Raw genomic sequence first — 25,381 nt, 5'->3', positions numbered from 1 at the left:
CGAAGATGCCTTCTCGATAGCCACGTCGTCGGGTGATGCGTTTAGCCACCGGCCCTCCTCGGCTGGAATTCCGCTGCGGTTTCCTCCGCTTTCCGGAAGCGTATGTCCCCCGGGGGCATCACGCCTGCGGGGAGCCGGAATTCCCCCTCATGGAGCACAGAGCGGCGGTGTTCGTCCACCGCCGCGCGCGTACCGGTCCGTCGCCGCCACCAGTGCGTCGTCGCCGACGGCACCGGCGTCGTGGCCGGCCTCGTCCACGATCGTCAACTCGCTGTCCGGCCAGGCGTGGTGGAGCCGCCAGACGATGCCGAGGAGGTTGCCGAGGTCGAGGCTGCCCTGGACCAGGGTGCCGGGGATGCCCTTCAGGAGGTGGGCGTCGCGCAGGACGACGCCTTCGTCGTCGCACCCGCCGTCGCCGTCGCCGTCGCCGAGGAAGTGGTGGTTGCCCCAGTAGTGGGTGACGGTGCGGGCGAAGCCCCTGCGGAACCCGGGGTCCTGGAAGCGCGCGACCGAGCCCGGCGGGGCGGGGATGATCGCCGTCTCCCAGTCGGTCCAGGCCCGCGCGGCCCGTTCCCGGACGTCGGGGTCGGGGGACTCGAGCAGTCTGTTGTAGGCGGCGGCGAGGTCGCCGTCGCGCTCACCGGCGGGGAGTTCGCCGACGAAGCGTTCGAAGGCCTCCGGGAAGAGTTTGCCCAGTCCCCGGGTCAGCAGGGCCACCTCGGGGGCGGATCCGGTGGTCACTCCGGTGAGCACCAGCTCGGACACCACACCGGGGTGCGTCTGCGCGTACCGCAGTCCCAGCGCCGAGCCCCAGGACACACCCCATACCAGCCACCGCTCGATGCCCAGGTGGGCACGCAGGCGTTCCAGGTCGGCCATGAGGTGGGCGGTCGTGTTGACGCTCATGTCGGTGGTGTGGTCGGCGGCGCCCGGTGTCGAGCGTCCGGCGCCGCGCTGGTCGAGGAGCACGATGCGGTAGGCGTCGGGGTCGAAGTAGCGGCGGAGGCCGGGGCTCGCGCGGCTTCCCGGGCCGCCGTGCAGCACCAGCGCGGGCTTGCCGTGCGGGTTCCCGCAGGTCTCCCAGTACACGCGGTTGCCGTCGCCGACGTCGAGCATGCCCTGGTCGTACGGTTCGATGTCCGGATAGCGGCCCATCGGGGCACCGTAGCGCGCGTGCCGCGGGGGCTCCTCTCATTTTCGCGTGGGCGCTCCCGCCGCTTCGGCCGCCGTGCGCAGCACCTCCCGGAGCATGGCGGGGGTGAGCCGGCCGGTGAAGGTGTTGCGCTGACTGACGTGGAAGCAGGCGAAGAGGCGCAGGTCGTCGCCGTCCGGGGCGGGGAGCGTGACGTGGGCGCCGTGGGTGAAGGCCGGGCGGGGGCGGGGGACGGTCCAGCCCGCCTCGGCGAACGCGGGCAGGGCGGCCTGCCATCCGAAGGCGCCGAGGACGAGCGCGGCCCGCACCGTCGGCCGCAGGAGGCGCAGTTCCCGCACGAGCCAGGGCCGGCAGGTGTCCCGTTCGCCGGGGGTCGGCTTGTTGGCGGGCGGGGCGCAGTGCACGGGAGAGGTGACGCGTACGCCGTACAGTTCCAGGCCGTCCCCGGTGTGCGTGGACATCGGCTGCGAGGCGAGCCCGACGTCGTACAGCGCCTGGTACAGCACGTCCCCGGACCGGTCTCCGGTGAACATCCGTCCGGTGCGGTTGCCGCCGTGCGCGGCGGGCGCCAGCCCGACGATCAGCAGCCGGGCGTCCGGCGGCCCGAATCCCGGCACCGGCCGGCCCCAGTACGTCCGGTCGGCGAACGCGGCGCGCTTCGTACGGGCGACCTCCTCACGCCAGTCCACCAGCCGGGGACAGGCGCGACAGCCGGTGATGCGCCGGTCGAGGCCGGGAAGGCCGGAAGGGTCGCGGACACCAGAGGAGGCGGGGAGATCGGGGAGGCCGTGGAAGTCGGGGAGGCCACTGGGGTGGTCCATCCCTCCACGGTAGGGCGCGTCGGCCGGCGCCGGCGGCTTTTCCGTCCGCTCGGCCTGCCCACCGGCGGTGCGGCGGCCGAAACCCCTTCTCACCGGGCCGCCCCGGAGGATTAGAGTCGGACCATGGCTTCCGAGGATGCTCAGTACGGCGAAACGCGCGGCGACGGGGACACGGCGAGGGCGGCGGCCTCCGCAGCCCCCGGGCCCGAGACCGCCGCCGCCGTGGCGGCTGCCGAGGCCGCCGGACCGCAGAGCGGCGAGACCGTCCGGACCGACAGCTGGATCTGGTCCGTGCGTCTGGTCAAGACCCGGTCCCTCGGTGCCAACGCCTGCCGCGGTGGCCATGTACGTGTGAACGGTGAGCGGGTGAAGCCCGCGCACTCCCTGCGCGTCGGCGACGAGGTGCGCCTGCGGCACGACGGGCGGGAACGGGTCGTCGTCGTCAAGCGCCTGATCCGCAAGCGGGTGGGCGCCCCGGTCGCGGTCCAGTGCTACGTCGACACCTCCCCTCCGCCCCCGCCCCGTGACGCCGTCGCCCCGGCCGGCGTCCGGGACCGCGGCGCGGGCCGCCCGACGAAGCGCGACCGCCGGGAACTGGAACGCCTGCGCGGTCTGGGCGGCGGCCCGGGTGGTCCCGACGTCCCCGGGGCCCTGGAAGGCTCCGCCGGACCGGCCGGGCCCGGGGGCCGGGACAGGCCCGACGGCGGCGGCAGGCCCGGGGGCGCCGGCGGTTTCGCGGATCAGGGAAGGTCCGCCGGTCGCAGGAACCGTGGCAGACGTTCCGGCGGGGCCGCGCGGCCGTGAACGCATGGCGGCAGCGGCCCGGGACGGAAGCCACCGCGCTGTGCTCAGCCTTCGGCCGTCGCCGCCACCGCCCTCACCCACATCCCGTCCTCCGTCAGATACCGGTCCACGCGCAGGCCCTCCTCTCCCAGCGCCTCCTCGAACCGCGTCTTCGACAGCGCCCTCGACCGGAACGTCTGTGTCCATACCGCGTCCGGGAACACGTACTCGGCATGCACCGCGTCGACCCCGTCGCCGAGCGGCTCGACCGACACGATGCGTACGGTGAAGCCCGCCGGGTCCACCCGCTCGCGCGGCACGTTCGTGTGGTGGTCCTCGCCCTCCCGCTGGACGAGTACGCACCCTCCCTCCGCCAGATGCCGCGCACAGGTGCGCAGCAGTCCCCGCCGCACCTCCGTGTCGCCCGCGTGCACCAGGAACGAGGCGAGCAGCACCACGTCGAACGTCTCGTCCAGCCTCAGTTCCTCTATGGGGCCGCACAGGGTCCGCGCCCCGCGGACGCGCTCCAGCATCTCGGCGGACTCGTCCACGGCCGTGACCGTGAATCCGCGTTCCAGCAGTGCGTGGGTCATCCTCCCCACGCCGCTGCCCAGCTCCAGGATCCGCGCGCCCGCCGGTACCGCGGCGGCGATGACGTCCGGCTCGTCCCCGACGGGCAGCCGTGAGTACAGTTCCACCGCGCAGCCGTCCGGGGTGATCGCCCCGGGGCCCGTCCCCTCGTACCCTTCACGCGTTCTCGGCTTCATGTCCGTCCAACGGACCGGATCCGCACGCCCGTTCCCCCACGCTCCCGGTTCACCCGTCCGAGTGACGGCAGGCCTCCGGCCGGCGACAGCGGCCGTTCCGCCGGCCGGACGTGCCGTGGGCCCGCCGGACGTACCGTGGAAGGAGGAACGGTGGTGACGGCATGCGGACGGGCAGTGAGCCGAGGACCGCGCGCAGTGCGCTGCGCATGCGGTTCTGGCTGAGCGTGTGGGGTGAGGTCTGGACCGTCCTCGGGACGGTGGCGTTCGCGGTCGCCGGGCATCCCGGCTGGGCCCTGGTGTGCGCGCTGCTGTGGCTGGTCGTCACCGTCGACCTGATCGTGGTCGTCCGGCATGTGCGCCAGGGGCCCCGCTACCAGCCGGACCGTGATGTGCCGCCGTACGATCCGCCCTGGGGCACGAGGTGACCCGCGTGCTCACTCCCGGGGCGTTGTCTCCTGGCCCGCGTCGTCAGCCCTCGTCGCCTCGGCCGTCGTCGAAGCGCGCGGCCTTCAGGTACTCCGGGTTCGGGTCCAGGGCGGCGGCCAGCCGGAAGTGGCGCCTGGCCGGGTCGGGCCTCCGCTGCCGCTGGTAGGTGCGGGCGAGCGCGAAGTGCGCGAAGGCGTTGTCCGGCTCGCGCTCCAGGACGATGGAGAACTCCAGCTCCGCCGGACGCAGCTGGGCCGCCGCGAAGAACGCCCGCGCGCGCAGCAGCCTCGCCGCCGTGTTCTCCGGATACGCGTCGATGACCCCGTCCAGCAGCTTCACCGCACCTCGCGGGTCCCGTGAGGCAAGCAGCTGCTCGGCGGCACGGAAGTCGATGACATGCGTCTCCGGCGTACGTCCGGTCGAACCACTGTTCTGGGGCACAGCCGCATCCTTCCCTTGCCGAACGGGTCCAACGCTCCGGCCGAAGACCTCTATTCCTGCGCGGGCCGCCGGTCCGCGGCCCGGCGCACGAGCTCGGCCCATACGTCCTCGACCCGCCGTTCCAGCTCGTCCAGGGGGACGTCGTTGTCGATGACGATGTCCGCGATCTCCCGGCGCTGCTCGCGCGTCGCCTGGGCGGCCATGCGGGCGCGGGCGTCCTGCTCGCTCATGCCGCGTCGGCCGACGAGCCGGTCGAGCTGGGTCCCGGGGCTCGCGTCGACCACGATCACGAGGTCGTAGCGGGACGCGAGGCCGTTCTCCGTGAGGAGGGGGACGTCGTGGACGACGACGGCCTCCTCGGCGGCGGCTTCCTCCAGCTCCCGGGAGCGTGCACCCACCAGGGGGTGGACGATCGAGTTGAGGAGGGCGAGCTTCTCCGCGTCGGTGAAGACGATCGCGCCGAGCCGCGGCCGGTCCAGGCTGCCGTCCCCGGTGAGGATCTCCTCGCCGAAGGCCGCCACGACCGCCGTGAGACCGGGGGTCCCCGGTGCGACGACCTCGCGCGCGATGCGGTCCGCGTCGATCAGTACGGCGCCGCGCTCGACGAGCAGCCGCGACACCTCGCTCTTGCCGGCACCGATCCCACCGGTCAGTCCCACGGTCAGCATGCCCGAAAGCTTAGGGCCTGCCGCCGGCGGCAGGCCGGGCGGGACCCGGCCGTCTCAGACGTCGCCTTCGCGCTCCGCCAGGAACCGTTCGAACTCGAGCCCGATCTCGTCCGCCGACGGGATCTCCACCGGCTCGGCGAGCATGTTGCCCCGGGTTTCGACCCCCGCGGCGGCGTCGTACTGGTGCTCGAGGCCCTGGATGAGGGCCGTGAGTTCCTCGTCGCCCTCCTGCACCTGGCGGTCGATCTCGGTCTGGGTGCGGTGCGCGTCGGTGCGCAGGGCGTGCGCCACAGCGGGCAGGACCAGGCCGGTCGCGGCCGTGATGGTCTCCAGGACGGTCAGCGCCGCGTCCGGGTACGGGGAGCGGGCGATGTAGTGCGGCACGTGCGCGGCGACGCCGAGCACGTCCTGTCCGGCCTGCGTGAGCCGGTACTCGACGAGGGCCTCGACGCTGCCGGGAACCTGCGCCTCGTCGAAGGGGCTGCTGTGGCCGGGGACGAGGTCGGTGCGGTTGCCGTGCGGGGTGATGCCCACGGGGCGGGTGTGCGGGACGCCCATGGGAATGCCGTGGAAGTTCACCGACAGGCGGACGCCGAGCCGTTCCACGATCTGCCGCACCGCGGCGGCGAACCTCTCCCACTCCACGTCCGGTTCCGGACCGGACAGCAGCAGGAACGGCGCTCCGGTGGCGTCCTGGACCAGCCGCACCTCGAGTGCGGGCACCTCGTAGTCGGTCCAGCGGTCGCGGGTGAAGGTCAGCAGGGGGCGACGGGCCCGGTAGTCGACGAGCCGGTCGTGGTCGAACCGGGCGACGACCTGGTGGGGCAGCGAGTCGAGCAGCCGCTCGACGATCTGGTCGCCGGTCTCGCCCGCGTCGATGTATCCGTCGAAGTGGTAGAGCATGACAAGACCGGCCGATTCCTGGGCGAGCGCCGTGTCGACGACGGCCAGCCCCTTCGGCTCCCACGCGTACAAATCCTGCGGATCAAGCACAGTGACCGCTCCTCCTCGTGTCCGTCATCCACAACGATTTCGCGGCCGTCGGCATTCCCCGAGGAGGAGAACCATGATCGTGGAGGCGGGGACAACGCCCCAGGAGCCGCGGGGAACCGCGCGACAAGCCCCCACCGATCCCGTAGGCACCCCCACACCCCCGAAGCGCTCCACACCCCCAGGGCACAGCACCGAGGGCCCGCACCTCGAAAGGTACGGGCCCTCGGTCAACGGCTGAACCTCAGCGGTCGGCGATCAGCTCTGGCCGCCGGCCAGCTTCTCGCGCAGCGCGGCCAGCGCCTCGTCCGAGGCCAGGGCGCCGGAGTTGTCGCCGCCCTCGGAGGAGTACGAACCGCCGCCACCGCCACTGGAGGCGGCCGGAGCCGCACCCGCGGTGTCGACGCCCTCGGCGGCGGCCTTCTCGTCCGCCTCGCGGGACTTGATGACCTGCGCCTGGTGCTGCTCGAAGCGGTTCTGCGCCTCGGCGTACTGGGTCTCCCACACCTCCCGCTGGGTCTCGTAGCCCTCGAGCCAGTCGTTGGTCTCGGGGTCGAAGCCCTCGGGGTAGATGTAGTTGCCCTGGTCGTCGTAGGACGCGGCCATGCCGTACAGGGTCGGGTCGAACTCGACCGCCGACGGGTCGGTGCCGAAGGCCTCGTTGGCCTGCTTCAGCGAGAGGCTGATGCGACGGCGCTCGAGGTCGATGTCGATGACCTTGACGAAGATCTCGTCGTTGACCTGGACGACCTGCTCCGGGATCTCCACGTGGCGCTCGGCCAGCTCGGAGATGTGGACCAGACCCTCGATGCCCTCGTCCACGCGGACGAACGCACCGAACGGGACCAGCTTCGTGACCTTGCCGGGCACGACCTGGCCGATCTGGTGGGTGCGGGCGAACTGCTGCCACGGGTCTTCCTGGGTCGCCTTCAGCGACAGGGAGACGCGCTCGCGGTCCATGTCGACGTCGAGGACCTCGACGGTGACTTCCTGACCGACCTCGACGACCTCGGAGGGGTGGTCGATGTGCTTCCAGGACAGCTCGGACACGTGCACCAGGCCGTCGACGCCACCCAGGTCCACGAAGGCACCGAAGTTGACGATCGAGGAGACGACGCCGGAACGCACCTGACCCTTCTGGAGGGTGGTGAGGAACGTCTGGCGGACCTCGGACTGGGTCTGCTCCAGCCAGGCACGGCGGGACAGGACCACGTTGTTGCGGTTCTTGTCCAGCTCGATGATCTTCGCCTCGAGCTCCTTGCCCACGTAGGGCTGGAGGTCGCGGACGCGGCGCATCTCGACCAGGGAGGCCGGGAGGAAGCCGCGGAGGCCGATGTCGAGGATGAGACCACCCTTGACGACCTCGATGACGGTACCGGTGACGATGCCGTCCTCTTCCTTGATCTTCTCGATGGTGCCCCAGGCGCGCTCGTACTGGGCACGCTTCTTCGAGAGGATCAGGCGGCCTTCCTTGTCCTCCTTCTGGAGAACAAGGGCTTCGATCTCGTCACCGACGGCGACGACCTCGTTGGGGTCGACGTCGTGCTTGATCGAGAGTTCGCGGCTCGGGATGACACCTTCGGTCTTGTAACCGATGTCGAGCAGGACCTCGTCCCGGTCGACCTTCACGATGACGCCGTCGACGATGTCGCCGTCGTTGAAGTACTTGATCGTCTCGTCGATCGCGGCGAGGAAGGCTTCCTCGTTACCGATGTCGTTGACCGCAACCTGCGGGGTGGTGGCGGTGGTCTCGGTGCTGCTCGTCATGTGGGAAAGGGCTCCGGTACGGACAGTGAGTCGTAGGTACTGCTACGCCCGAGCCCGTTTCGCTCTGCAGAAGCCGGACAGCCTAGGAAGCGCCGTTACCAGACACCGGGTGTCCGGTGACGCCTCGACAACCGAGGGGACATACAACAGACGCGAGCACAACCTGCTATGTCTGAGGTGCGCAGGCTCGCAGCGCAACTTGTAGCATACGGGGGCAGCCGAGCAGGGTCAATGCACGAAGCCCCTCACCCGGGGCGGATCGCCGCAAAACCGGCACAATTCCCCCCGTTCGGGGGTAGTGCCGCACGGCGGATACCACCTCGAGGCCACACGGAACCCGCCCCGCGGACACCGCGCGGACACCACGCGGCAGGACACCGCGCGCCCCTGTGGCGACAGCCGGGCGACTGGACGGAAGAGTACGACGATGGAGCCGATCATCCAAGAGCCCGAAGGTCCCGAAGCGCCCGAACCGGAGGCGACCCGGCGGGACGCCGGCGTCACCGAGAGTGCCCGCGCCAACCGCGGCTGGTGGGACCGCAACGCGGACGAGTACCAGGTCGAGCACGGCACGTTCCTCGGCGACGACCGCTTCGTGTGGTGCCCCGAGGGACTCGACGAGGTGGAGGCCGAGCTGCTCGGCCCGCCGGAGGAGCTGAAGGACCGCGCCGTCCTGGAGCTCGGTGCCGGCGCGGCCCAGTGTTCGCGCTGGCTGGCCGCGCAGGGCGCGCGCCCGGTGGCCCTGGACATCTCGCACCGGCAGTTGCAGCACGCGCTGCGCATCGGGGGCCCGTTCCCCCTGGTGTGCGCGGACGCGGGCGCCCTGCCGTTCGCGGACGGCTCCTTCGACCTGGCCTGCTCGGCGTACGGGGCGCTGCCCTTCGTCGCCGACCCGAGGCTGGTGCTGCGCGAGGTGCACCGGGTGCTGCGGCCCGGCGGCCGGTTCGTCTTCTCCGTCACGCATCCCATCCGCTGGGCGTTCCCGGACGAGCCCGGCCCGGAGGGGCTGAGCGTCTCCGGGTCGTACTTCGACCGCACGCCCTACGTGGAGCAGGACGAGGAGGGCCGCGCGGTGTACGTCGAGCACCACAGGACGCTGGGCGACCGGGTCCGCGACGTCGCCGTCTCGGGCTTTTGCCTGGTGGATCTGGTGGAGCCTCCGTGGCCGGAGTGGAACAGCTCCGAGTGGGGCGGCTGGTCCCCCCTGCGCGGCCGGCTGATCCCGGGGACGGCGATCTTCGTGTGCGTACGGGACTGAGTGCGTGATCCGTCATGACGCGCTCGACGCCCTCCCGGTGCGCGAGGCGGTCCCCCCGCTGACCGACGCCCTTCGGGAACGCGGCACCGCCGTCCTGGTCGCACCGCCCGGCACCGGCAAGACGACCCTGGTGCCGCTGGTGCTGGCGGGACTGGCAGGTGACGGTCCCGCGCGGCGGGTCCTGGTCGCCGAGCCGCGGCGGATCGCGGCGCGCGCGGCGGCCCGGCGGATGGCCTGGCTGCTGGGCGAGAAGCCCGGCGAGTCGGTGGGCTTCACGGTGCGCGGGGAACGGGTGACCGGGCGGCACACGCGCGTGGAGGTCGTCACGACCGGCGTGCTGCTGCAACGGCTGCAACGCGACCAGGAGCTGACCGGCGTGGACGTCGTGGTCCTCGACGAGTGCCACGAGCGGCATCTGGACGCGGACACGGCGGCGGCGTTCCTGTGGGACGTGCGCGAGACGCTGCGTCCGGAGCTGCGGCTGGTGGCCGCGTCGGCGACGACCGACGCGGCGGGCTGGGCACGGCTGCTGGGCGACGCGCCCGTCGTCGAGGCGCGTGGCACGGCGCACCCGGTGGAGGTGGTGTGGGCGCCTCCCGGCCGTCCGCCGCGGCCGCCGCACGGCATGCGGGTCGACCCGGCGCTGCTGACGCACGTGGCGTCGGTGGTGCGGCGGGCGCTGGCCGAACGGGACGGGGACGTCCTGGTGTTCCTCCCGGGCGTGGGCGAGATCGCCCGGGTCGCCGGGCAGCTGGGGCCGCTCCCGGACGTCGAGGTGCTCCAGGTGCACGGGCGGGCGCCGGCCGCCGTGCAGGACGCGGTGCTGGTGCCCGGACGGCGGCGCCGGGTGGTGCTGGCGACATCGGTGGCGGAGTCGTCGCTGACGGTGCCGGGGGTCCGGGTGGTCGTCGACGCGGGCCTCGCGCGTGAGCCCCGCGTCGACCACGCGCGCGGGCTGAGCGCGCTGACGACGGTACGGGCCTCGCAGGCGGCGGGCCGGCAGCGGGCGGGGCGGGCCGGGCGTGAGGCGCCGGGCGCGGTGTACCGGTGCTGGGCACAGGCGGAGGACGCCCGGCTGCCGCGGTTCCCCTCCCCCGAGATCAAGGTGGCCGACCTGACGGCGTTCGCACTCCAGGCGGCCTGCTGGGGCGATCCCGACGCCTCCGGGCTCGCCCTGCTCGATCCGCCCCCGGCCGGGGCGATGGCGGCGGCGGGGGCCGTCCTGACCGCGATCGGGGCCGTCGGCGCCGACGGGCGGGCCACGGGGCGGGGCACCCGGCTCGCCCGGCTGGGCCTGCACCCCCGGCTCGGGCGGGCCCTGCTGGACGCGGCACCGGCCGTGGGCCCGGCGCTCGCGGCCGAGGTGGTCGCGCTGATCGGCGAGGAGGCGCCGCGGAGCTACGGGGACGATCTCGCCGCCGCGCTGCGCGCCGCGCGGCGCGGGGACGACGCCTACGCACAGCGGTGGCGGACCGAGGTGCGCCGGCTGCGCGCGCTCGCACCGGACGCCTCCGCGCGGACCTCCGCACCAGCGCCGCCGGAGGGCTCCTCACGGGGCTCCTCGCCGTCGGGCGCCGGCCCGCCGCGCCTGGACGGGGAGGACGCGCGGGTCGGGCTGGTGGCCGCGCTCGCGTTCCCCGAGCGGATCGCCCGCGCGGACGGCGGTTCGTACCTGATGGTGTCCGGGACGCGGGCCGAGACCGGGGCGGGTACCGGGCTGCGCGGCGCGCCCTGGATCGCGGTCGCCGCGGCCGACCGGCCCGTGGGGCGGGGCCACGCGCGTGTGCAGCTCGGCGCGGTCGTCGACGAGGAGACCGCGCGGTGGGCGGCCGGCGCCCTGCTGGAGACGCGCGAGGAGGTGCGCTGGGCCGGCGGGGACGTCCTCGCCCGGCGGGTCGAGCGGCTGGGGGCCGTCGAGCTGGCCGTACGGCCCCGCACCGACCCGGAGCCCGCGCTCGTACGGGCCGCGTTGCTGGACGGGCTGCGGCGGGAGGGGTTCGGGCTGCTGCGGTGGCCGGCCGGGGCGGCCGTGCTGCGGCAGCGGCTGGCGTTCGTGCACCGGCAGGCCGGCGAGCCCTGGCCCGACGTGTCCGACGACGCGCTCCACGCGCGCGTGGAGGAGTGGCTGGAGCCGGAGCTGAGCCGCGCCCGGCGCCGGGCCGACCTGGCCCGGATCGACGCCGGGCAGGCCCTCGGCCGGTTGCTGCCGTGGGCGTCCGGGGAGGCCGCCCGCCTGGACGGTCTCGCCCCCGAGCGGATCACCGTGCCCAGCGGGTCCGCGATCCGGATCGACTACTCCGACCCCGGGCAGCCGGTCCTCGCGGTGAAGCTCCAGGAGATGTTCGGGCTCCAGGAGTCGCCGCGGGTGGCCGGGGTGCCCCTGCTGGTGCACCTGCTGTCCCCGGCCGGGCGGCCCGCCGCCGTCACCGCCGACCTCGCCTCCTTCTGGAAGGACGGCTACAAGGGTGTACGCGCCGAGCTGCGCGGCCGGTATCCCCGGCATCCGTGGCCCGAGGACCCCGCCGCCGCCGAACCGACCCGGCACACCAACGCGCGGCTCGGGCGGTGACCTCATCCTCCACGGCCGGACCGACGGGCCGTCAGGTGGCGTCGGGGCCGGCACCGCGGTGACGGCGGGCGGGGCGGGAACACGTCGCACGCACACAGGGCGTCCCCTCCGGGGGTGACGGAGGGGACGCCCTGTGTGCGTGCGGGTGCCCGCGCGGGCGCGGCTACGCGCCGGTGGTGGGGCCGGGGGACGCCGACGGGCCGGGGGTCGCGGTCTCGTCCGCGGCCACGGTGAGCTCGGCCGTGAGGGTGACGCCACCCGCCAGGGTGATGCGGAGCAGGAAGGTGCCGGTGGTGTCGTCCGCGTACAGCCGGGGCAGCTTCAACCGGCCGTCCGCGTCCGTCTTCAGGCCGCCGAGGGTGCGTACGGCCTTGTCGTCGGCGTCCTTGAAGTAGGGGCCCTGGTCGTTGGCGGTCGGGTCGTCGGCCGATGTGACCAGGGTGGCGGTGGCCGCGACCTTGCCGGCGGCATCGCCGTCGCGGGTGGCCCGTACCTCGACGCGGTGGGCGAACTCGCCGCCCGGCGTGCAGGTCAGCGCCTCGTCATCGGTGCGTACGACGGTGTCGGCGACGCGCTCGGTGACGGTGGCCCGGTAGTCGAGGCCCGGCACCACGCGGCCGACGACGGTGGCGCGGACGGTGACGTCGCCGGTCTTCTCACCCGCCCGGAGTGCGGGCGCGACGGCGATCCCTGAGCTGTCGGTGAGGACGGTGGCCACGCTCTCGCCGCCGGTGAAGACGGTGTCGGTGTCGCCGACGACGGTGAAGCGGATCCGCACCTTCGCGACGGTCCTGCCCTCGTCCGTCTCCGCGCGGGTGCTGATCCGCTCGGCGAACGTCTCGCCCGCCGTCGCGGTGAGCCTGCCGGTACCGGCGTTCTCCAGGTGGTCCACCGTGTCGGTGGGCGTGGGGGACGTGGTGGGCGGCGGGGTCGTCGTCGGCGGCGGCGTTGTCGTCGGTGGCGGGGTCGTGGCCGGCGGCGGGGTCGTGGCCGGCGGGGTGCTCGGTGTGCCCGGCGAGGCCGGCGGCCTGGTGCTGCCGCTGCCGCCGCCCTGCTTGCCGGGCCCGGTGCCGGGCTTCGTCGACGGCGTGTCCGGCTCGGACGGGCCGGCGCCCGGCCTCGACGGGGTGGGGCCCGTGGTGTGGGCGTCGCTGCGGTTGTCGGGCAGGGTGCCGGTGCCGTCCGGGACCTCGTGCGTGCCCTTGCGGTAGTACTCCAGCCACGACAGGACGGTGTTCAGGTACTCCGTCGAGTTGTTGTAGCTGAGGATCGCCTTGCCGAGGTCCGCCCGGTCGGACAGGTCCCAGTCGAAGCGGCACAGGTAGTGGCCGGCCGCCAGCGCGGCGTCGTAGATGTTGTTGGGGTCCTCGCGGCCGTCGTCGTTGCCGTCACGGCCGGCCCACGCCCAGGTGGACGGGATGAACTGCATGGGGCCGACGGCGTTGTCGTAGGCGCTGTTGCCGTCGTACTCGCCGTTGTCGGTGTCCTTGATGAGCGCGAAGCCGTTGCCGTCGAGCTGCGGGCCGATGATCGGGGAGGTCGTCGTGCCCCCGACGTCGACGCGTCCGCCGCGGGCCTGGCCGGACTCCACCTTGCCGATGGCGGCGAGCAGTTGCCAGGGCAGGTTGCAGGCGGGCTTGGACTCGCGCAGCGCGGCCTCGGCCTTCTTGTAGGCGTCGAGGACGGTCGCGGGTATGCCCGCTTCGGAAGCGCCCGAGGCGATGGTGTCGGAGCTCGCGGACGGCGCGGGGTTGGGGCTGTTGAGCGGCGGCAGGTCCGTGTAGTACGGCGAGTTGCCGGTCGCGCCGGGATCGCCGGCGCTCTCCTCGGGCGCCGATGCGGCGTCGGACGAGGTCCGGCCGCCCGGGCCGTCGATCGTCGCACCCGGAGCCTGGGACGCGGACAGAGCCGCCACCGCGGCCGCCGCCACGGCGGTGGTCGCCGCTCCCTTGCGCAGCCTCCTGCCGAAATGCGCCGCCATAGAGTGAATCCCCTCCCCGTGGACGCCGGAGCATCCGTCGACGTCTGACACGCTCGCCTGTGGTGACGATCGGCCGCGACCGTCGGTGGCACCAACCGGTGCGATGATCCGGTGCACCGATCCGTTCCGACGATGCGGCCCGCCCCGCCGGTTGCACCGGACACGGCAACTCCCGCGACCCTACGGCAACATCCTTTGCCCGGACACCCGTTCATGCCCGGTATTCACCGGTTGACCACAGTCGTTCTCTCCCCGGTCACGGACGAGCGCGTCACGCATACTGGGGCCCGCCGAGCGCCCGGGCCGAACCACCGGGTCAACCACCCTCCCGAGGAGCCGGGTTGCCTTTCACACTGAGCCACGCGGTGGCGGTCCTGCCCGCCGTACGCACCGACGGGACCGGCCGGGGGCCGCTGATACCTGCGGTGCTGGTGGCGGGCAGTCTCGCTCCGGACCTGACCTACTACGCGGCCGGTGTCCGGTCCGGGGCGATGGAGTTCGGTAAGGTCACGCACTCGTTCCCGGGCGTTCTCACCGTCGATGTGTGCATCGCCTGGGCGCTGGTGGGTCTCTGGCTCCTGGTCCGCGAACCGCTCGTCGCGCTGCTGCCGCGGTCGCGGCAGGGGCGGACGGCCGCTCTGCTGCGCTGCGGCACGCCACGCGCACGCGTCCGCGCCTCCTTGGCGGCGCGCTGGTACGTCTCGGCCGTGCTGGGCGCGGTGACGCACGTGGTCTGGGACGAGTTCACGCACCTCGACCGGTGGGGGACGCGGGTCTTCCCCGTCCTGGGGCAGGAGATCGCGGGCTCACCGCTGTACTGGTACCTGCAGTACGGCGGGTCGGCGGTGGCCGCGGTGGTGATCGTCGTGTTCCTGGCACGGGCACTGCGCCGTGCGACACCCCGCCCCGGGCCGGCGGGGGTGCCGGTGCTGTCCGCGGCCGACCGGTGGGCAGCAGCCGCGCTGCTCGGCGGCTGCGTGCTGGCGGGGGCCGTGCAACGGGCCTCGCGCTGGTGGGCCTACTGGGGCGAGGTCGCGAAGCCCTGGGAGCTGATCCCCACGGTGTGTTTCGGGGCGGGCGCCGGGCTCGTCCTCGCGCTGCCGGTGTACGCCGGGGCGGTCAGGGCGTGGCGTCCGGCCCCGGCCACCGGGGCCCCCGGGGGTGCGGAGAGGGAGCGGCCGAGCCGTACGGCCGCGCGCTGAGGGTCTCGCCTGCCGCCACGAACACGGTGACGGTACGGACCGGGCGGGGCCGGGGCAGCAGCGTGAGGGCGAGCGTCAGACAGCCGCGGGCGAGTTCGGCCCACAGCCGCCACGGCAACGGCTCGCCGGGGCGTGGGAGTGCGGGGCCCGCGGCACGGCCGGGGCGCCAGGGGCCGTCGGCGATGCGGTGGCCGAGGCCCGCGGTGGTACGGCGCAGCGCGCGGGTGAGGGGGAGGACGGGGGTGCGGGCGGTACTCGCGTCGGCCGCGAAGACCGGAACCGGCGACGGCGCCTCGGGGGTGGGTCCGTCGGCGGCGGCCCTCGGGGATGCCGCTCTGCGGTGAAGCATGCGTATACCCATGACCCGCATCCTGGCGCCCGGCCCACCCGACGGCCTGCCCGTACGGTCCACGCGAGTGAAGCAGCCTCCGGAAGGGGAGAGCAGTGAGCAGTGAGCAGTGAGCAGTGAGCAGTGCGAGGAGAGGAGGGCGGGGCGGGCGGGACGGCGGCACGGCGTGTATGCCGCCGTGCCGGCTCGGCAGGCGGAGGCGGCGAGCGGACGCCCGCGGACCCCGTACCGCGACGCGACTGCGGCCGCACGAGGACAGAGAGCCTCGGCGACAGGCAACAGGCAACAGGCAGCAGGCAGCAGGCAGCAAGCCGACACCCGCGGACCCCGTACCGCGACGCGACTGCGGCCGCACGAGGACGGAGAGCCTCGGCGGGTGGCGGCAGGCGGCAGGCAGGCGGTTGACGGCAGGTGATCGATCCCGAGGGTCCCGGCGGCCTCGGGCGCGCCGCCCCGTGTCGCCGCAGGGCCCGGATCAGGGGCTGGTGACCGGCGTCCCCGCGCGGGAACCGCACAGGACGCCGGCGGGTCACAGGGGCGGGCAGAGGACGGGAGGGGCCGGGCGGTGACGGCCGGCGCCTGCCGGCAGCCCTCCCGCTTCCCTCTGCCACCGCCCGTCACTCCCGGCCGCGCCCGGTGTCGTCAGTGTGCCGCCGACTCCCAGTCCGGGCCCGCGCCGACCGAGACGCCCAGCGGGACGCGGAGCCGGACCGCGTCGGCCATCTCCCGGCGGATCAGTTCCTCCGCCGCCGGACGCTCCCCGGGGGCGATCTCCAGGACGATTTCGTCGTGGACCTGGAGGAGCAAGCGGGACTTGAGGTCCGCCTCGCGCAGCGCGCGGTCCACGTTCAGCATGGCGATCTTGACGATGTCCGCCGCCGTGCCCTGGATCGGCGCGTTCAGCGCCATGCGCTCGGCCGCCTCGCGGCGTTGACGGTTGTCGCTGTTGAGGTCGGGCAGGTAGCGCCGGCGGCCGAAGAGGGTCGCCGTGTAGCCCGTCGCCCGCGCCTCGTCGACCACGCGGCGCAGGTAGTCCCGTACGCCGCCGAACCGCTCGAAGTACGCGTCCATCAGGGCGCGGGCCTCGGCCGCCTCGATGTTCAGCTGCTGCGAGAGCCCGAAGGCCGACAGCCCGTACGCGAGGCCGTACGACATCGCCTTGATCTTGCGGCGCATCTCCGCGTCCACGGCGGACTGCTCGACCGTGAACACCTGCGCGGCGGCCGTGGTGTGCAGGTCCTCACCGGAGGTGAACGCCTCGATGAGACCGGCGTCCTCGGAGAGATGGGCCATCACCCGCAGCTCGATCTGGCTGTAGTCGGCGGTGAGGAGGGACTCGAAGCCCTCGCCGACGACGAAGCCCCGGCGGATCGCGCGTCCCTCGTCGGTACGGACCGGGATGTTCTGCAGGTTCGGGTCGGTCGACGACAGGCGGCCGGTGGCGGCGACCGTCTGGTTGAACGTGGTGTGGATCCGGCCGTCCGCGGCGACCGTCTTGATCAGTCCCTCGACGGTCACGCGCAGCTTCGCCTGCTCACGGTGGCGGAGCATGATCACCGGAAGCTCGTTGTCGGTCTGGCCGGCCAGCCAGGCCAGGGCGTCGGCGTCGGTCGTGTAGCCGGTCTTGGTCTTCTTCGTCTTCGGCAGGCCGAGTTCGCCGAAGAGGACCTCCTGGAGCTGCTTGGGCGACCCCAGGTTGAACTCGTGCCCCGCCGCCGCGTGCGCCTCCTTCACGGCCTGCTGCACAGCGCCCGCGAACATCTGCTCCATGGACTCCAGATGGGCGCGGTCCGCCGCGATGCCGTGCCGCTCCATACGGGCCAGCAGGACGGACGTCGGCAGCTCCATGTCCCGCAGCAGGTCCGCGGCGCCCACCTCCCGCAGGCGGCCCTCGAAGGCCTCACCGAGGTCGACGACCGCGCGGGCCTGCACCATCAGCGCCTCGGCCTCGGCGGCGTCGTCCGCGCCGAAGGCCAGCTGGCCGTCGGCCGCGGCGGCGGGCGCCAGCTCGCGGTGCAGGTACTCCAGGGACAGGGCGTCCAGGGCGAAGGAGCGGCGGCCCGGCTTGACCAGGTAGGCGGCGAGCGCCGTGTCCATGGAGATGCCCTCGACGCTCCAGCCGTGCTCGGCGAGGACCCGCATCGCACCCTTGGCGTTGTGGAACACCTTGGGCCGGTCCGCGTCCGCGAGCCAGGCGGCGAACGCCTGCTCGTCGCTCTCGTCCAGCTCGGCCGGGTCGAACCAGGCGGCCGGTCCGGCGGCCGCGGCCAGGGCGATCTCGGCGACCGAGCCGGTTCCCAGCGCCCAGGTGTCGACCGTGGCGACGCCGAGGGGGCGGGTGGCGTGCTCGGCGAGCCAGCCGGTCAGCTCGCCCGCGCCCAGGACGGTCCCGTCCAGCTCCACGCCGTCCGCGACGACCGGGGCGGTCTCGGCCTCCTGGGCTCCGGGGTCGACGGCGAAGAGCCGCTCGCGCAGCGACGGGTTCCTGATCTCCAGGGTGTCCAGGATCATCGTGACGGCCTTGCGGTCGTAGGCCGTCCGCTCCAGGTCGGTGACGCCCTTGGCCAGCTCGACCTGCCGCTCCAGCTCGGTGAGGCGGCGGTTGAGCTTGACCGCCTCCAGGTGGTCGCGCAGATTCTGGCCGGCCTTGCCCTTGACCTCGTCGACCCGCTCGACGAGGTCCGCGAAGGAACCGAACTGGTTGATCCACTTCGCGGCCGTCTTCTCACCGACACCGGGAATACCGGGCAGATTGTCGGACGGGTCGCCGCGCAGTGCCGCGAAATCGGGGTACTGCGCGGGTGTCAGCCCGTACTTCTCGAACACCTTCTCGGGGGTGAACCGGGTCAGTTCGGAGACGCCCTTGGTCGGATAGAGCACCGTGGTGTGCTCGGAGACCAGCTGGAAGGAGTCCCGGTCGCCGGTGACGATCAGCACGTCGAAGCCCTCGGCCTCGGCTCGGGTGGCGAGCGTGGCGATGACGTCGTCCGCCTCGAACCCGTCGACCGCGAAACGCGGGGCGTGCATCGCGTCGAGCAGCTCCCCGATCAGCTCGACCTGCCCCTTGAACTCGTCCGGGGTCTTGGAGCGGTTCGCCTTGTACTCGGCGAACTCCGCCGAGCGCCAGGTCTTGCGGGAGACGTCGAAGGCCACCGCGAAGTGCGTGGGTGCCTCGTCGCGCAGCGTGTTCGCCAGCATCGACGCGAAGCCGTAGATCGCGTTCGTCGGCTGGCCCGTCGCGGTGGTGAAGTTCTCCACGGGCAGCGCGAAGAACGCGCGGTAGGCCAGCGAATGCCCGTCCATGAGCATCAGTCGCGGTCGGGCCTCGCCGGAGGTCTGGTCGGTCTTCTTCGCTGCTGTCTCTGCCACGCCCCCGATCCTGCCACGCCCCACCGACACTCGGCCCCGTCCCCGCTCACGCCCGGCCTCCGTCGTCGCCTCCCGTGCGAGGATCGGAGGCGTACCTCACACGTGTACGCGAAGAGGAGTGCGCGATGGCCAGCAAGCCGCCCAAGGGTGACCCGGTCCAGGACGCGCCGAAGATCGCCGGACCGAAACACGCGGCCGCCGGCCTCACGGCGGTCGCCCACAGTCTGCGCACGGCCCACCAGCAGATGGGGGTGAAACGCACGGCCCTGACCCTCCTCGGCGTCAACCAGAAGAACGGCTTCGACTGCCCGGGCTGCGCCTGGCCCGAGCCCGAACAGCGGCACACGGCGGAGTTCTGCGAGAACGGCGCGAAGGCCGTGGCCGAGGAGGCCACCCTGCGCCGGGTCACCCCCGAGTTCTTCGCCGAGCACCCCGTCGCCGAACTGGCCGGCCGCAGCGGCTACTGGCTGGGCCAGCAGGGCCGCCTGACCCACCCCGTCCACCTCCCCGAGGGCGGTGACCGCTACGAGCCCGTCACCTGGGAGCGCGCCTTCGACATCATCGCGGAGGAGATCAACGCCCTCGGCTCCCCCGACGAGGCCGTCTTCTACACCTCCGGACGCACCAGCAACGAGGCCGCGTTCCTCTACCAGCTGTTCGCGCGCGAGCTCGGCACCAACAACCTGCCCGACTGCTCGAACATGTGCCACGAGTCCTCCGGCTCCGCCCTGTCCGAGACGATCGGCGTCGGCAAGGGCAGCGTCCTGCTCGAGGACCTCTACAAGGCCGACCTGATCATCGTCGCCGGACAGAACCCCGGCACCAACCACCCGCGCATGCTCTCCGCCCTGGAGAAGGCCAAGCGCAACGGCGCACGGATCATCAGCGTCAACCCGCTGCCCGAGGCCGGCCTGGAACGCTTCAAGAACCCGCAGACCCCCAAGGGCCTCACCACCGGCGCCGCCCTGACCGACCTGTTCCTGCAGATCCGCCTCGGCGGCGACCAGGCACTCTTCCGCATCCTCAACAAGCTGATCATCGACACGCCCGACGCCGTCGACGAGGACTTCGTCCGTGAACACACCCACGGCTACGAGGACTTCGCCGAGGCCGCCCGCGCCGCCGACTGGGACGCCACCCTCACCGCGACCGGCCTCACGCGCGAGGACATCGAGACGTGCCTGCGCATGGTCCTCGGATCCCGGCGCGTCATCGTGTGCTGGGCGATGGGCCTCACCCAGCACAAGCACTCCGTGCCCATGATCCGCGAAATCGTCAACTTCCTGCTGCTGCGCGGCAACATCGGCCGCCCCGGCGCGGGCGTCTGCCCGGTGCGCGGCCATTCCAACGTGCAGGGCGACCGCACCATGGGCATCTTCGAACGCCCCGCCGGGGCGTTCCTGGACGCCCTGGAGAAGGAGTTCGGCTTCACCCCGCCGCGCGCACACGGCTACGACGTCGTACGGGCCATCCGCGCGCTGCGCGACGGGGAGGCGAAGGTCTTCTTCGCCATGGGCGGCAACTTCGTCTCCGCCTCCCCCGACACCGGGGTCACCGAGGCCGCGATGCGCCGGGCCCGGCTGACCGTGCACGTGTCGACCAAGCTGAACCGCTCGCACGCCGTCACCGGCGCGCGCGCCCTCATCCTGCCGACCCTGGGCCGCACCGAGCGCGACCTGCAGGGCAGCGGTGAGCAGTTCGTGACGGTCGAGGACTCCATGGGCATGGTGCACGCCTCCCGCGGACGCCTCGAACCGGCGAGCGCACGGCTGCTGTCCGAGCCCGCCATCGTCTGCCGGCTGGCCCGCCGCGTCCTGGGCGCCGGCAGCAGGGTGCCGTGGGAGGAGTTCGAGAAGGACTACGCGACGATCCGCGACCGCATCGCACGCGTGATCCCCGGCTTCGAGGACTTCAACGCGCGCGTGGCCGACCCCTCGGGCTTCGCCCTCCCCCACGCCCCGCGCGACGAGCGGCGCTTTCCCACCGCCACCGGCAAGGCCAACTTCACCGCCGCCCCGGTCGAGTACCCCGAACTGCCGAAGGGGCGGCTGCTGCTGCAGACCCTGCGCTCGCACGACCAGTACAACACCACGATCTACGGCCTCGACGACCGCTACCGCGGCATCAGGAACGGCCGCCGCGTGGTGCTCGTCAACCCCGAGGACGCGCGCGAGCTGCGGCTCGCGGACGGCTCGTACGTCGACCTGGTCGGCGAGTGGAAGGACGGCGTGGAGCGCCGGGCCCCCGGATTCCGCGTCGTGCACTACCCGACGGCCCGCGGCTGCGCCGCCGCGTACTACCCGGAGACCAACGTCCTCGTGCCGCTGGACGCCACCGCCGACACCAGCAACACCCCTGCCAGCAAGTCCGTCGTGGTCCGTCTGGAACAATCCGTGACCGACTGAGCGTTTGCTCAGTGCGGTACGACGGCGCAGCCGTACCGCCTCAGGGATCACGACGAACGGAGCCCGGCCCCATGGGAGAGCAGCAGCACGTCACGTTCCCGCAGGAGGTCATCGACGAGTACGCCTCGCTCGGCGTGGACCTGCGGGCCCTGTTCTCCGCCGGCCACCTCGGCACCCGCATGGGCGTGCAGATCCTGGAGGCCTCGGCCGAGCGCGTCGTCGGCACGATGCCGGTGGAGGGCAACACCCAGCCCTACGGGCTGCTGCACGGCGGCGCCTCCGCCGTCCTGGCCGAGACCCTCGGGTCGGTGGGGTCGATGCTGCACGGCGGCGCCGGCCGGATCGCCGTGGGCGTCGACCTCAACTGCACCCACCACCGCGGCGCGCGCTCCGGACTGGTCACCGGGGTCGCCACCCCGGTGCACCGGGGGCGCTCCACCGCCACGTACGAGATCGTCATCAGCGACGAGGCCGGCAAGCGGGTGTGCACCGCGCGCCTGACCTGCCTGCTGCGCGACCTCGGTCCGAAGGACGCGCAGCAGACCTCCGGCACCGCGACGGGCTGACCCGACGGACCGGCCGGCCAAGGTGGTGCGGGGCGCGTGACCGCACCGCACCACCCGTCGCCCACCCATTGCCCGGGAGGCGTGGGCGTCCTACCGTGCGGACATGGAACGGGGAGGCGCCACCCGGCCCGCCACGCGGGGCCCCGGCCGCCCCCTGCGCACACCGGCGCCGCTCCCCGGCCTCCTCCCGCCGGCCTTCACGACCGCGTTACCCGCTGCCCTCGTGACCGTCCTCCTCGCAGCCGGATGCGGCCCGTCCGGACGCGCCGGCGCCCCGGCGCCGTCCCTGCCGTCGGCGTCCCCGGCGTCCTCACCGCCGGCGACCGCCCCCGAGGACGTGTGCGTACGGATCGTCACCCACTGGGCCCGCGAGGTGCTGGACGGCACCCCCTACGGCGACTACCAGTCGATGGGCCTGTCCAACGGCCAGTACGACATTCTGCGCGACGCCGTGGACGCCGCCCGCCCCGTCCGCGAGCGCCAGGGCACCGCGGCCGCGCACGACGTGATCGGCCGTCACGTCCGCGAGGCCTGCGCCGAGCGGTACCGCGCCGGCGGACCGGACGAAGGCGCCTGGCGGTGAACGCCGTCGGCCCCGTGGAACCCGGCGACGGAACCCGCCCCCTGTCCACCCCGCCGCTCCCCCACGCCCCCACGCCCCCACGCCCTCCGCGGACTCCTCGGCTCTCGCCACGAGTGCCTCACGCGGCGGTACGGGCGTCACCGACGGACCGCACTCGCCGCCCGCACCGCGGCGGCCGTCCTCACGGCCGGCACCCTCCTGCACGTCGCCCGGCCCCGGCCACCCCCGCCGCCCGCACCGCCGTTGCCGTCCGGAGCGACGACCACCGGCCACGTGAAACCGCGGCCCGCAGGCCCGGACACGGACACGGACAAACGGAATTTCACCTTCACCATCGAACTCATCGTGGAATCGGGCCCTCCGGCCACCGTCGCCCGCATATCCCGGCCACACGCCGGCCTTTCCGCGACCTCCAGCCCGCGCACCCTTTTTCGGACAAGAGCGGGACCCCCGCAAGGTCGCCGTCACCCTGCGCATCACGGAATGCGGAGGATTGCCGGGGAACGCCGGACTCCCTTTCCTGAACGTAACTCTGCGTAATACGCACGCAATGCAGACCCACAGCCTCATCCTCAGGCCCCGGTACGCACAGGGCCTCTCCCTGGCCTTGCAGGTCGCCTGCAGGTCGCCTGCAGCAACGATTCCCGGTAATCACCAAAACCCCTGATACACCTGAACACACCCCGCCCGGTCCTGCGGTTTCTCAGCATCCGGACAGGTCAAAACGGTTTGAATTCCGCCGTTCCCCCCACTCGGTACCGCTCTGCAATACGTCGTGTCATAACAAGAGAGTCACAGCCTGGTCCAGACCCTCCTCCCCGTTCCCCCCACCCGCTTAGAGTCACGGCCAGTCACCGCGCACCCCGATTATCACTTCGGCCCCGCGCTCGACTCGGCCGTTTCCACCGGGAAACGACCGTCAGGGGAAAGGACTGGATCGTGCGTCAACGTTCACTCATCGCCGTCACCGCTGCCTTGGCGGCGGGAGCGCTCACCCTCACCGCTTGCGGTTCGCGCGACGAGAACGGCGGCGGCAGCTCGGACTCCGGCAACGGCGGCACCACCGTCGTCATCGGCGTCGACGCGCCGCTGACCGGCGACCTGTCCGCGCTGGGCCTCGGCATCAAGAACTCCGTGGACCTCGCCGCCAAGACCGCCAACAAGGAGAAGACCGTCGAAGGCATCACCTTCAAGGTCGAAGCCCTCGACGACCAGGCACAGCCCTCCTCCGGCCAGCAGAACGCCACCAAGTTCGTCGCCAACGACGAAGTCCTCGGCGTCGTCGGCCCGCTGAACTCCTCCGTCGGCGAATCCATGCAGAAGGTCCTCGACGACGCCAAGCTCGTCCAGGTCTCACCCGCCAACACCAGCCCCGCCCTCACCCAGGGCACCGACTGGCAGACCAAGCCGGTACGCACCTACAAGTCCTACTTCCGTACCGCGACCACGGACGCCATCCAGGGCCCCTTCGCCGCCCAGTACCTGTACAACGACTCCAAGAAGCGCAAGGTCTTCGTCATCGACGACAAGAAGACCTACGGCGCCGGCCTCGCCGGCACCTTCACCGACGAGTTCAAGAAACTCGGCGGCGACGTCGTGGGCACCGAACACATCAACCCCGACACCAAGGACTTCTCCGCGGTCGCCACCAAGGTCAAGAACTCCGGCGCCGACGTCGTCTACTACGGCGGCGAATACCCCCAGGCCGGCCCCCTCAGCAAGCAGATCAAGGCCGCAGGCGCCAAGATCCCCCTCGTCGGCGGCGACGGCATCTACAGCACCGAGTTCATCAAGCTCGCCGGCACCACCGGCACCGGCGACCTCGCCACCTCCGTCGGCGCCCCCGTCGAAGACCTCCCCTCCGCCAAGGAGTTCGTGGCCAACTACGAGGCCGGGAACTACAAGGAGGACTACGAGGCCTACGGCGGCTACAGCTACGACTCGGCCTGGGCCGTCATCGAAGCCGTCAAGAAGGTCGTCGAGGACAACGACGGCAAGCTCCCCGACGACGCCCGCGAAAAGGTCACCGCCGCCATGCAGGACGTCTCCTTCGACGGAGTCACCGGCCCCGTCGCCTTCGACGAGTTCGGCGACGCCACCAACAAGCAGCTCACCGTCTACGCCGTCGAGAACGGCGACTGGAACGACGTCAAGTCCGGCACCTACACCGACTGACCCAAGCCCGCACCAACCGAGCCGCGGGGGGGGGCCCCCCCCCGCCGCCCCCCCCCCCCCGGCCCCCCGCCCCCCCCCCCCCCCCCGGGGGGCCCCCCCCCCCCCCGGCCGCCCCCCGCGGCTCGCATCCGGCCCCATCCGTCGAACATTCCGAACGTCTCGGAGGACATGCGGTGAACGAACTGCCGCAGCAGCTGGTCAACGGCCTGCTACTGGGATCCATGTACGGGCTGGTCGCCCTCGGCTACACAATGGTCTACGGCATTGTCCAGCTCATCAACTTCGCCCACGGCGAGATCTTCATGACCGGAGCCTTCGGCGCACTCACGGTCTACCTCTACATCCTGCCCGACGGCACCTCCATGCTCATCGCCCTCCCCCTCATGATCATCGGCGCGATGCTCGTCTCCACCACCGTCGCCGTCGGAGCGGAACGGTTCGCCTACCGGCCCCTCCGAGGCGCCCCACGCCTCGCCCCACTCATCACCGCCATCGGCCTCTCCCTCGCCCTCCAGCAAGCCGTATGGGCCTGGTACCCCGACGCGAAATCCGCCCACACCTTCCCCAGCATCCCCGGCGGCCCCTTCGACATCGGCCCCGTCACCATCCAGACCGGCGACATCTTCGTCCTCTGCGCCGCCCCCCTCAGCATGGCCATCCTCGGCTACTTCGTCATGCGCACCCGCACCGGACGCGGCATGCAAGCCACCGCCCAGGACCCCGACACCGCCAAACTCATGGGCATCAACACCGACCGCATCATCGTGGTCGCCTTCGCCCTCGGCGCCGTCTTCGCCGCCGTCGGCGGCGTCGCCTACGGCCTCAAATACGGCCAGATCGACTTCCGCATGGGCTTCATCCTCGGACTCAAAGCCTTCACCGCCGCCGTCCTCGGCGGCATCGGCAACATCTACGGAGCCATGCTCGGCGGCCTCGTCCTCGGCATCGCCGAAGCCCTGTCCACCGCCTACATCTCCGACATCCCCGGCATGAACCAGTTCGGCAGCCAGTCCTGGGCCGACGTCTGGGCGTTCGTACTCCTCATCCTCGTGCTCCTCTTCAGGCCCCAAGGCCTGCTCGGCGAGCGCGTCGCGGACAGGGCGTGACA

The 25,381-nt window shown here is 72.6% G+C and carries 20 protein-coding genes; 10 read left to right on the top strand and 10 right to left on the bottom strand.

The genetic code is table 11. The features are described 5' to 3' along the window. Window positions 1–147 precede the first annotated feature (147 nt). The gene (gene pip, locus ORI94_RS03230; protein ID WP_266072172.1) at window positions 148–1,155 is read right to left on the bottom strand and encodes a prolyl aminopeptidase; all 1,008 of its coding nucleotides are present in this window, start codon (window positions 1,153–1,155) and stop codon (window positions 148–150) included. A gap of 36 nt (window positions 1,156–1,191) precedes the next feature. After that, window positions 1,192–1,974, bottom strand: coding sequence for a uracil-DNA glycosylase (locus ORI94_RS03225; RefSeq protein ID WP_266072170.1), 783 nt, complete (start codon window positions 1,972–1,974; stop codon window positions 1,192–1,194). Window positions 1,975–2,097: 123 nt separating this feature from the next. On the opposite strand from ORI94_RS03225, the gene ORI94_RS03220 reads away from it, so the two are divergent. Next, window positions 2,098–2,778, top strand: coding sequence for an RNA-binding S4 domain-containing protein (locus ORI94_RS03220; protein WP_266072168.1), 681 nt, complete (start codon window positions 2,098–2,100; stop codon window positions 2,776–2,778). A 44-nt stretch (window positions 2,779–2,822) separates the two neighbouring features. Here the strand turns inward: ORI94_RS03220 and ORI94_RS03215 are convergent, their stop codons facing one another. Further along, complete coding sequence (locus ORI94_RS03215) at window positions 2,823–3,524, bottom strand: class I SAM-dependent methyltransferase (protein ID WP_266072166.1); 702 nt, start codon at window positions 3,522–3,524, stop codon at window positions 2,823–2,825. A gap of 161 nt (window positions 3,525–3,685) precedes the next feature. Between ORI94_RS03215 and ORI94_RS03210 the strand changes: the two genes are divergently transcribed. After that, window positions 3,686–3,949, top strand: a complete 264-nt coding sequence (locus ORI94_RS03210) for a DUF6343 family protein (protein WP_266072164.1) — start codon at window positions 3,686–3,688, stop codon at window positions 3,947–3,949. Window positions 3,950–3,992: 43 nt separating this feature from the next. Here ORI94_RS03210 and ORI94_RS03205 read toward each other — a convergent pair whose 3' ends face one another. The 4 genes from ORI94_RS03205 to rpsA all read right to left on the bottom strand — a co-directional run bounded on the left by ORI94_RS03205 (window position 3,993) and on the right by rpsA (window position 7,816). Continuing rightward, complete coding sequence (locus tag ORI94_RS03205) at window positions 3,993–4,391, bottom strand: tetratricopeptide repeat protein (RefSeq protein WP_266072162.1); 399 nt, start codon at window positions 4,389–4,391, stop codon at window positions 3,993–3,995. A 50-nt stretch (window positions 4,392–4,441) separates the two neighbouring features. Beyond that, window positions 4,442–5,059: a dephospho-CoA kinase gene (gene coaE, locus ORI94_RS03200; protein WP_266072160.1), complete on the bottom strand. Its 618-nt coding sequence runs from the start codon at window positions 5,057–5,059 to the stop codon at window positions 4,442–4,444. Between the two features lie 54 nt (window positions 5,060–5,113). Further along, window positions 5,114–6,052 (bottom strand): PAC2 family protein, encoded by a 939-nt coding sequence (locus ORI94_RS03195; protein WP_266072159.1) that lies wholly within the window; start codon window positions 6,050–6,052, stop codon window positions 5,114–5,116. Window positions 6,053–6,307: 255 nt separating this feature from the next. Then, window positions 6,308–7,816, bottom strand: coding sequence for a 30S ribosomal protein S1 (rpsA, locus tag ORI94_RS03190; protein ID WP_266072157.1), 1,509 nt, complete (start codon window positions 7,814–7,816; stop codon window positions 6,308–6,310). Window positions 7,817–8,243: 427 nt separating this feature from the next. On the opposite strand from rpsA, the gene ORI94_RS03185 reads away from it, so the two are divergent. After that, window positions 8,244–9,074, top strand: a complete 831-nt coding sequence (locus ORI94_RS03185; RefSeq protein WP_266072156.1) for a class I SAM-dependent methyltransferase — start codon at window positions 8,244–8,246, stop codon at window positions 9,072–9,074. A gap of 4 nt (window positions 9,075–9,078) precedes the next feature. Continuing rightward, window positions 9,079–11,643: an ATP-dependent helicase HrpB gene (gene hrpB / locus ORI94_RS03180; protein ID WP_266072154.1), complete on the top strand. Its 2,565-nt coding sequence runs from the start codon at window positions 9,079–9,081 to the stop codon at window positions 11,641–11,643. Between the two features lie 163 nt (window positions 11,644–11,806). On the opposite strand, the gene ORI94_RS03175 is transcribed toward hrpB, so the two are convergent. After that, on the bottom strand, window positions 11,807–13,624 hold the full coding sequence (locus tag ORI94_RS03175; protein ID WP_266072151.1) for a lytic transglycosylase domain-containing protein: 1,818 nt from the start codon (window positions 13,622–13,624) through the stop codon (window positions 11,807–11,809). Window positions 13,625–13,965: 341 nt separating this feature from the next. Here ORI94_RS03175 and ORI94_RS03170 point away from each other — a divergent pair, with 341 nt between their 5' ends. Continuing rightward, complete coding sequence (locus ORI94_RS03170; protein ID WP_266072148.1) at window positions 13,966–14,826, top strand: DUF4184 family protein; 861 nt, start codon at window positions 13,966–13,968, stop codon at window positions 14,824–14,826. Here the strand turns inward: ORI94_RS03170 and ORI94_RS03165 are convergent. Together ORI94_RS03165 and polA are read right to left on the bottom strand one after the other, a co-directional pair. Continuing rightward, window positions 14,744–15,187 (bottom strand): hypothetical protein, encoded by a 444-nt coding sequence (locus ORI94_RS03165; protein WP_266072146.1) that lies wholly within the window; start codon window positions 15,185–15,187, stop codon window positions 14,744–14,746. The two genes, ORI94_RS03170 and ORI94_RS03165, sit on opposite strands and share 83 nt — an antisense overlap. Window positions 15,188–15,817: 630 nt before the next feature. Beyond that, window positions 15,818–18,544 carry a DNA polymerase I gene (gene polA / locus ORI94_RS03160; protein WP_266072144.1) on the bottom strand — a complete coding sequence of 909 codons (2,727 nt, stop codon included), beginning with the start codon at window positions 18,542–18,544 and terminating at the stop codon, window positions 15,818–15,820. Between the two features lie 125 nt (window positions 18,545–18,669). Here polA and ORI94_RS03155 point away from each other — a divergent pair, with 125 nt between their 5' ends. The 5 genes from ORI94_RS03155 (at window position 18,670) to ORI94_RS03135 (ending at window position 25,379) form a co-directional block, all read left to right on the top strand. Then, window positions 18,670–20,949 (top strand): FdhF/YdeP family oxidoreductase, encoded by a 2,280-nt coding sequence (locus ORI94_RS03155; RefSeq protein ID WP_266072142.1) that lies wholly within the window; start codon window positions 18,670–18,672, stop codon window positions 20,947–20,949. A gap of 71 nt (window positions 20,950–21,020) precedes the next feature. Further along, complete coding sequence (locus tag ORI94_RS03150; RefSeq protein ID WP_266072140.1) at window positions 21,021–21,515, top strand: PaaI family thioesterase; 495 nt, start codon at window positions 21,021–21,023, stop codon at window positions 21,513–21,515. Window positions 21,516–21,618: 103 nt separating this feature from the next. Beyond that, the gene (locus tag ORI94_RS03145) at window positions 21,619–22,098 is read left to right on the top strand and encodes a hypothetical protein (RefSeq protein ID WP_266072138.1); all 480 of its coding nucleotides are present in this window, start codon (window positions 21,619–21,621) and stop codon (window positions 22,096–22,098) included. 939 nt (window positions 22,099–23,037) lie between these two features. Next, entirely contained in the window at window positions 23,038–24,273 is a 1,236-nt protein-coding gene (locus tag ORI94_RS03140; RefSeq protein ID WP_266072136.1) for a branched-chain amino acid ABC transporter substrate-binding protein, read from the top strand. Window positions 24,274–24,446: 173 nt separating this feature from the next. Next, window positions 24,447–25,379 (top strand): branched-chain amino acid ABC transporter permease, encoded by a 933-nt coding sequence (locus ORI94_RS03135; protein WP_266072134.1) that lies wholly within the window; start codon window positions 24,447–24,449, stop codon window positions 25,377–25,379. The last annotated feature ends 2 nt before the right edge of the window (window positions 25,380–25,381 follow it).

Source organism: Streptomyces sp. NEAU-W12 (assembly GCF_026242095.1).
Classification (GTDB): Bacteria; Actinomycetota; Actinomycetes; order Streptomycetales; family Streptomycetaceae; genus Streptomyces.
The sequence above is the reverse complement of the archived record's forward strand: the minus strand, read 5'-3'. Positions and strand labels throughout refer to the sequence as shown.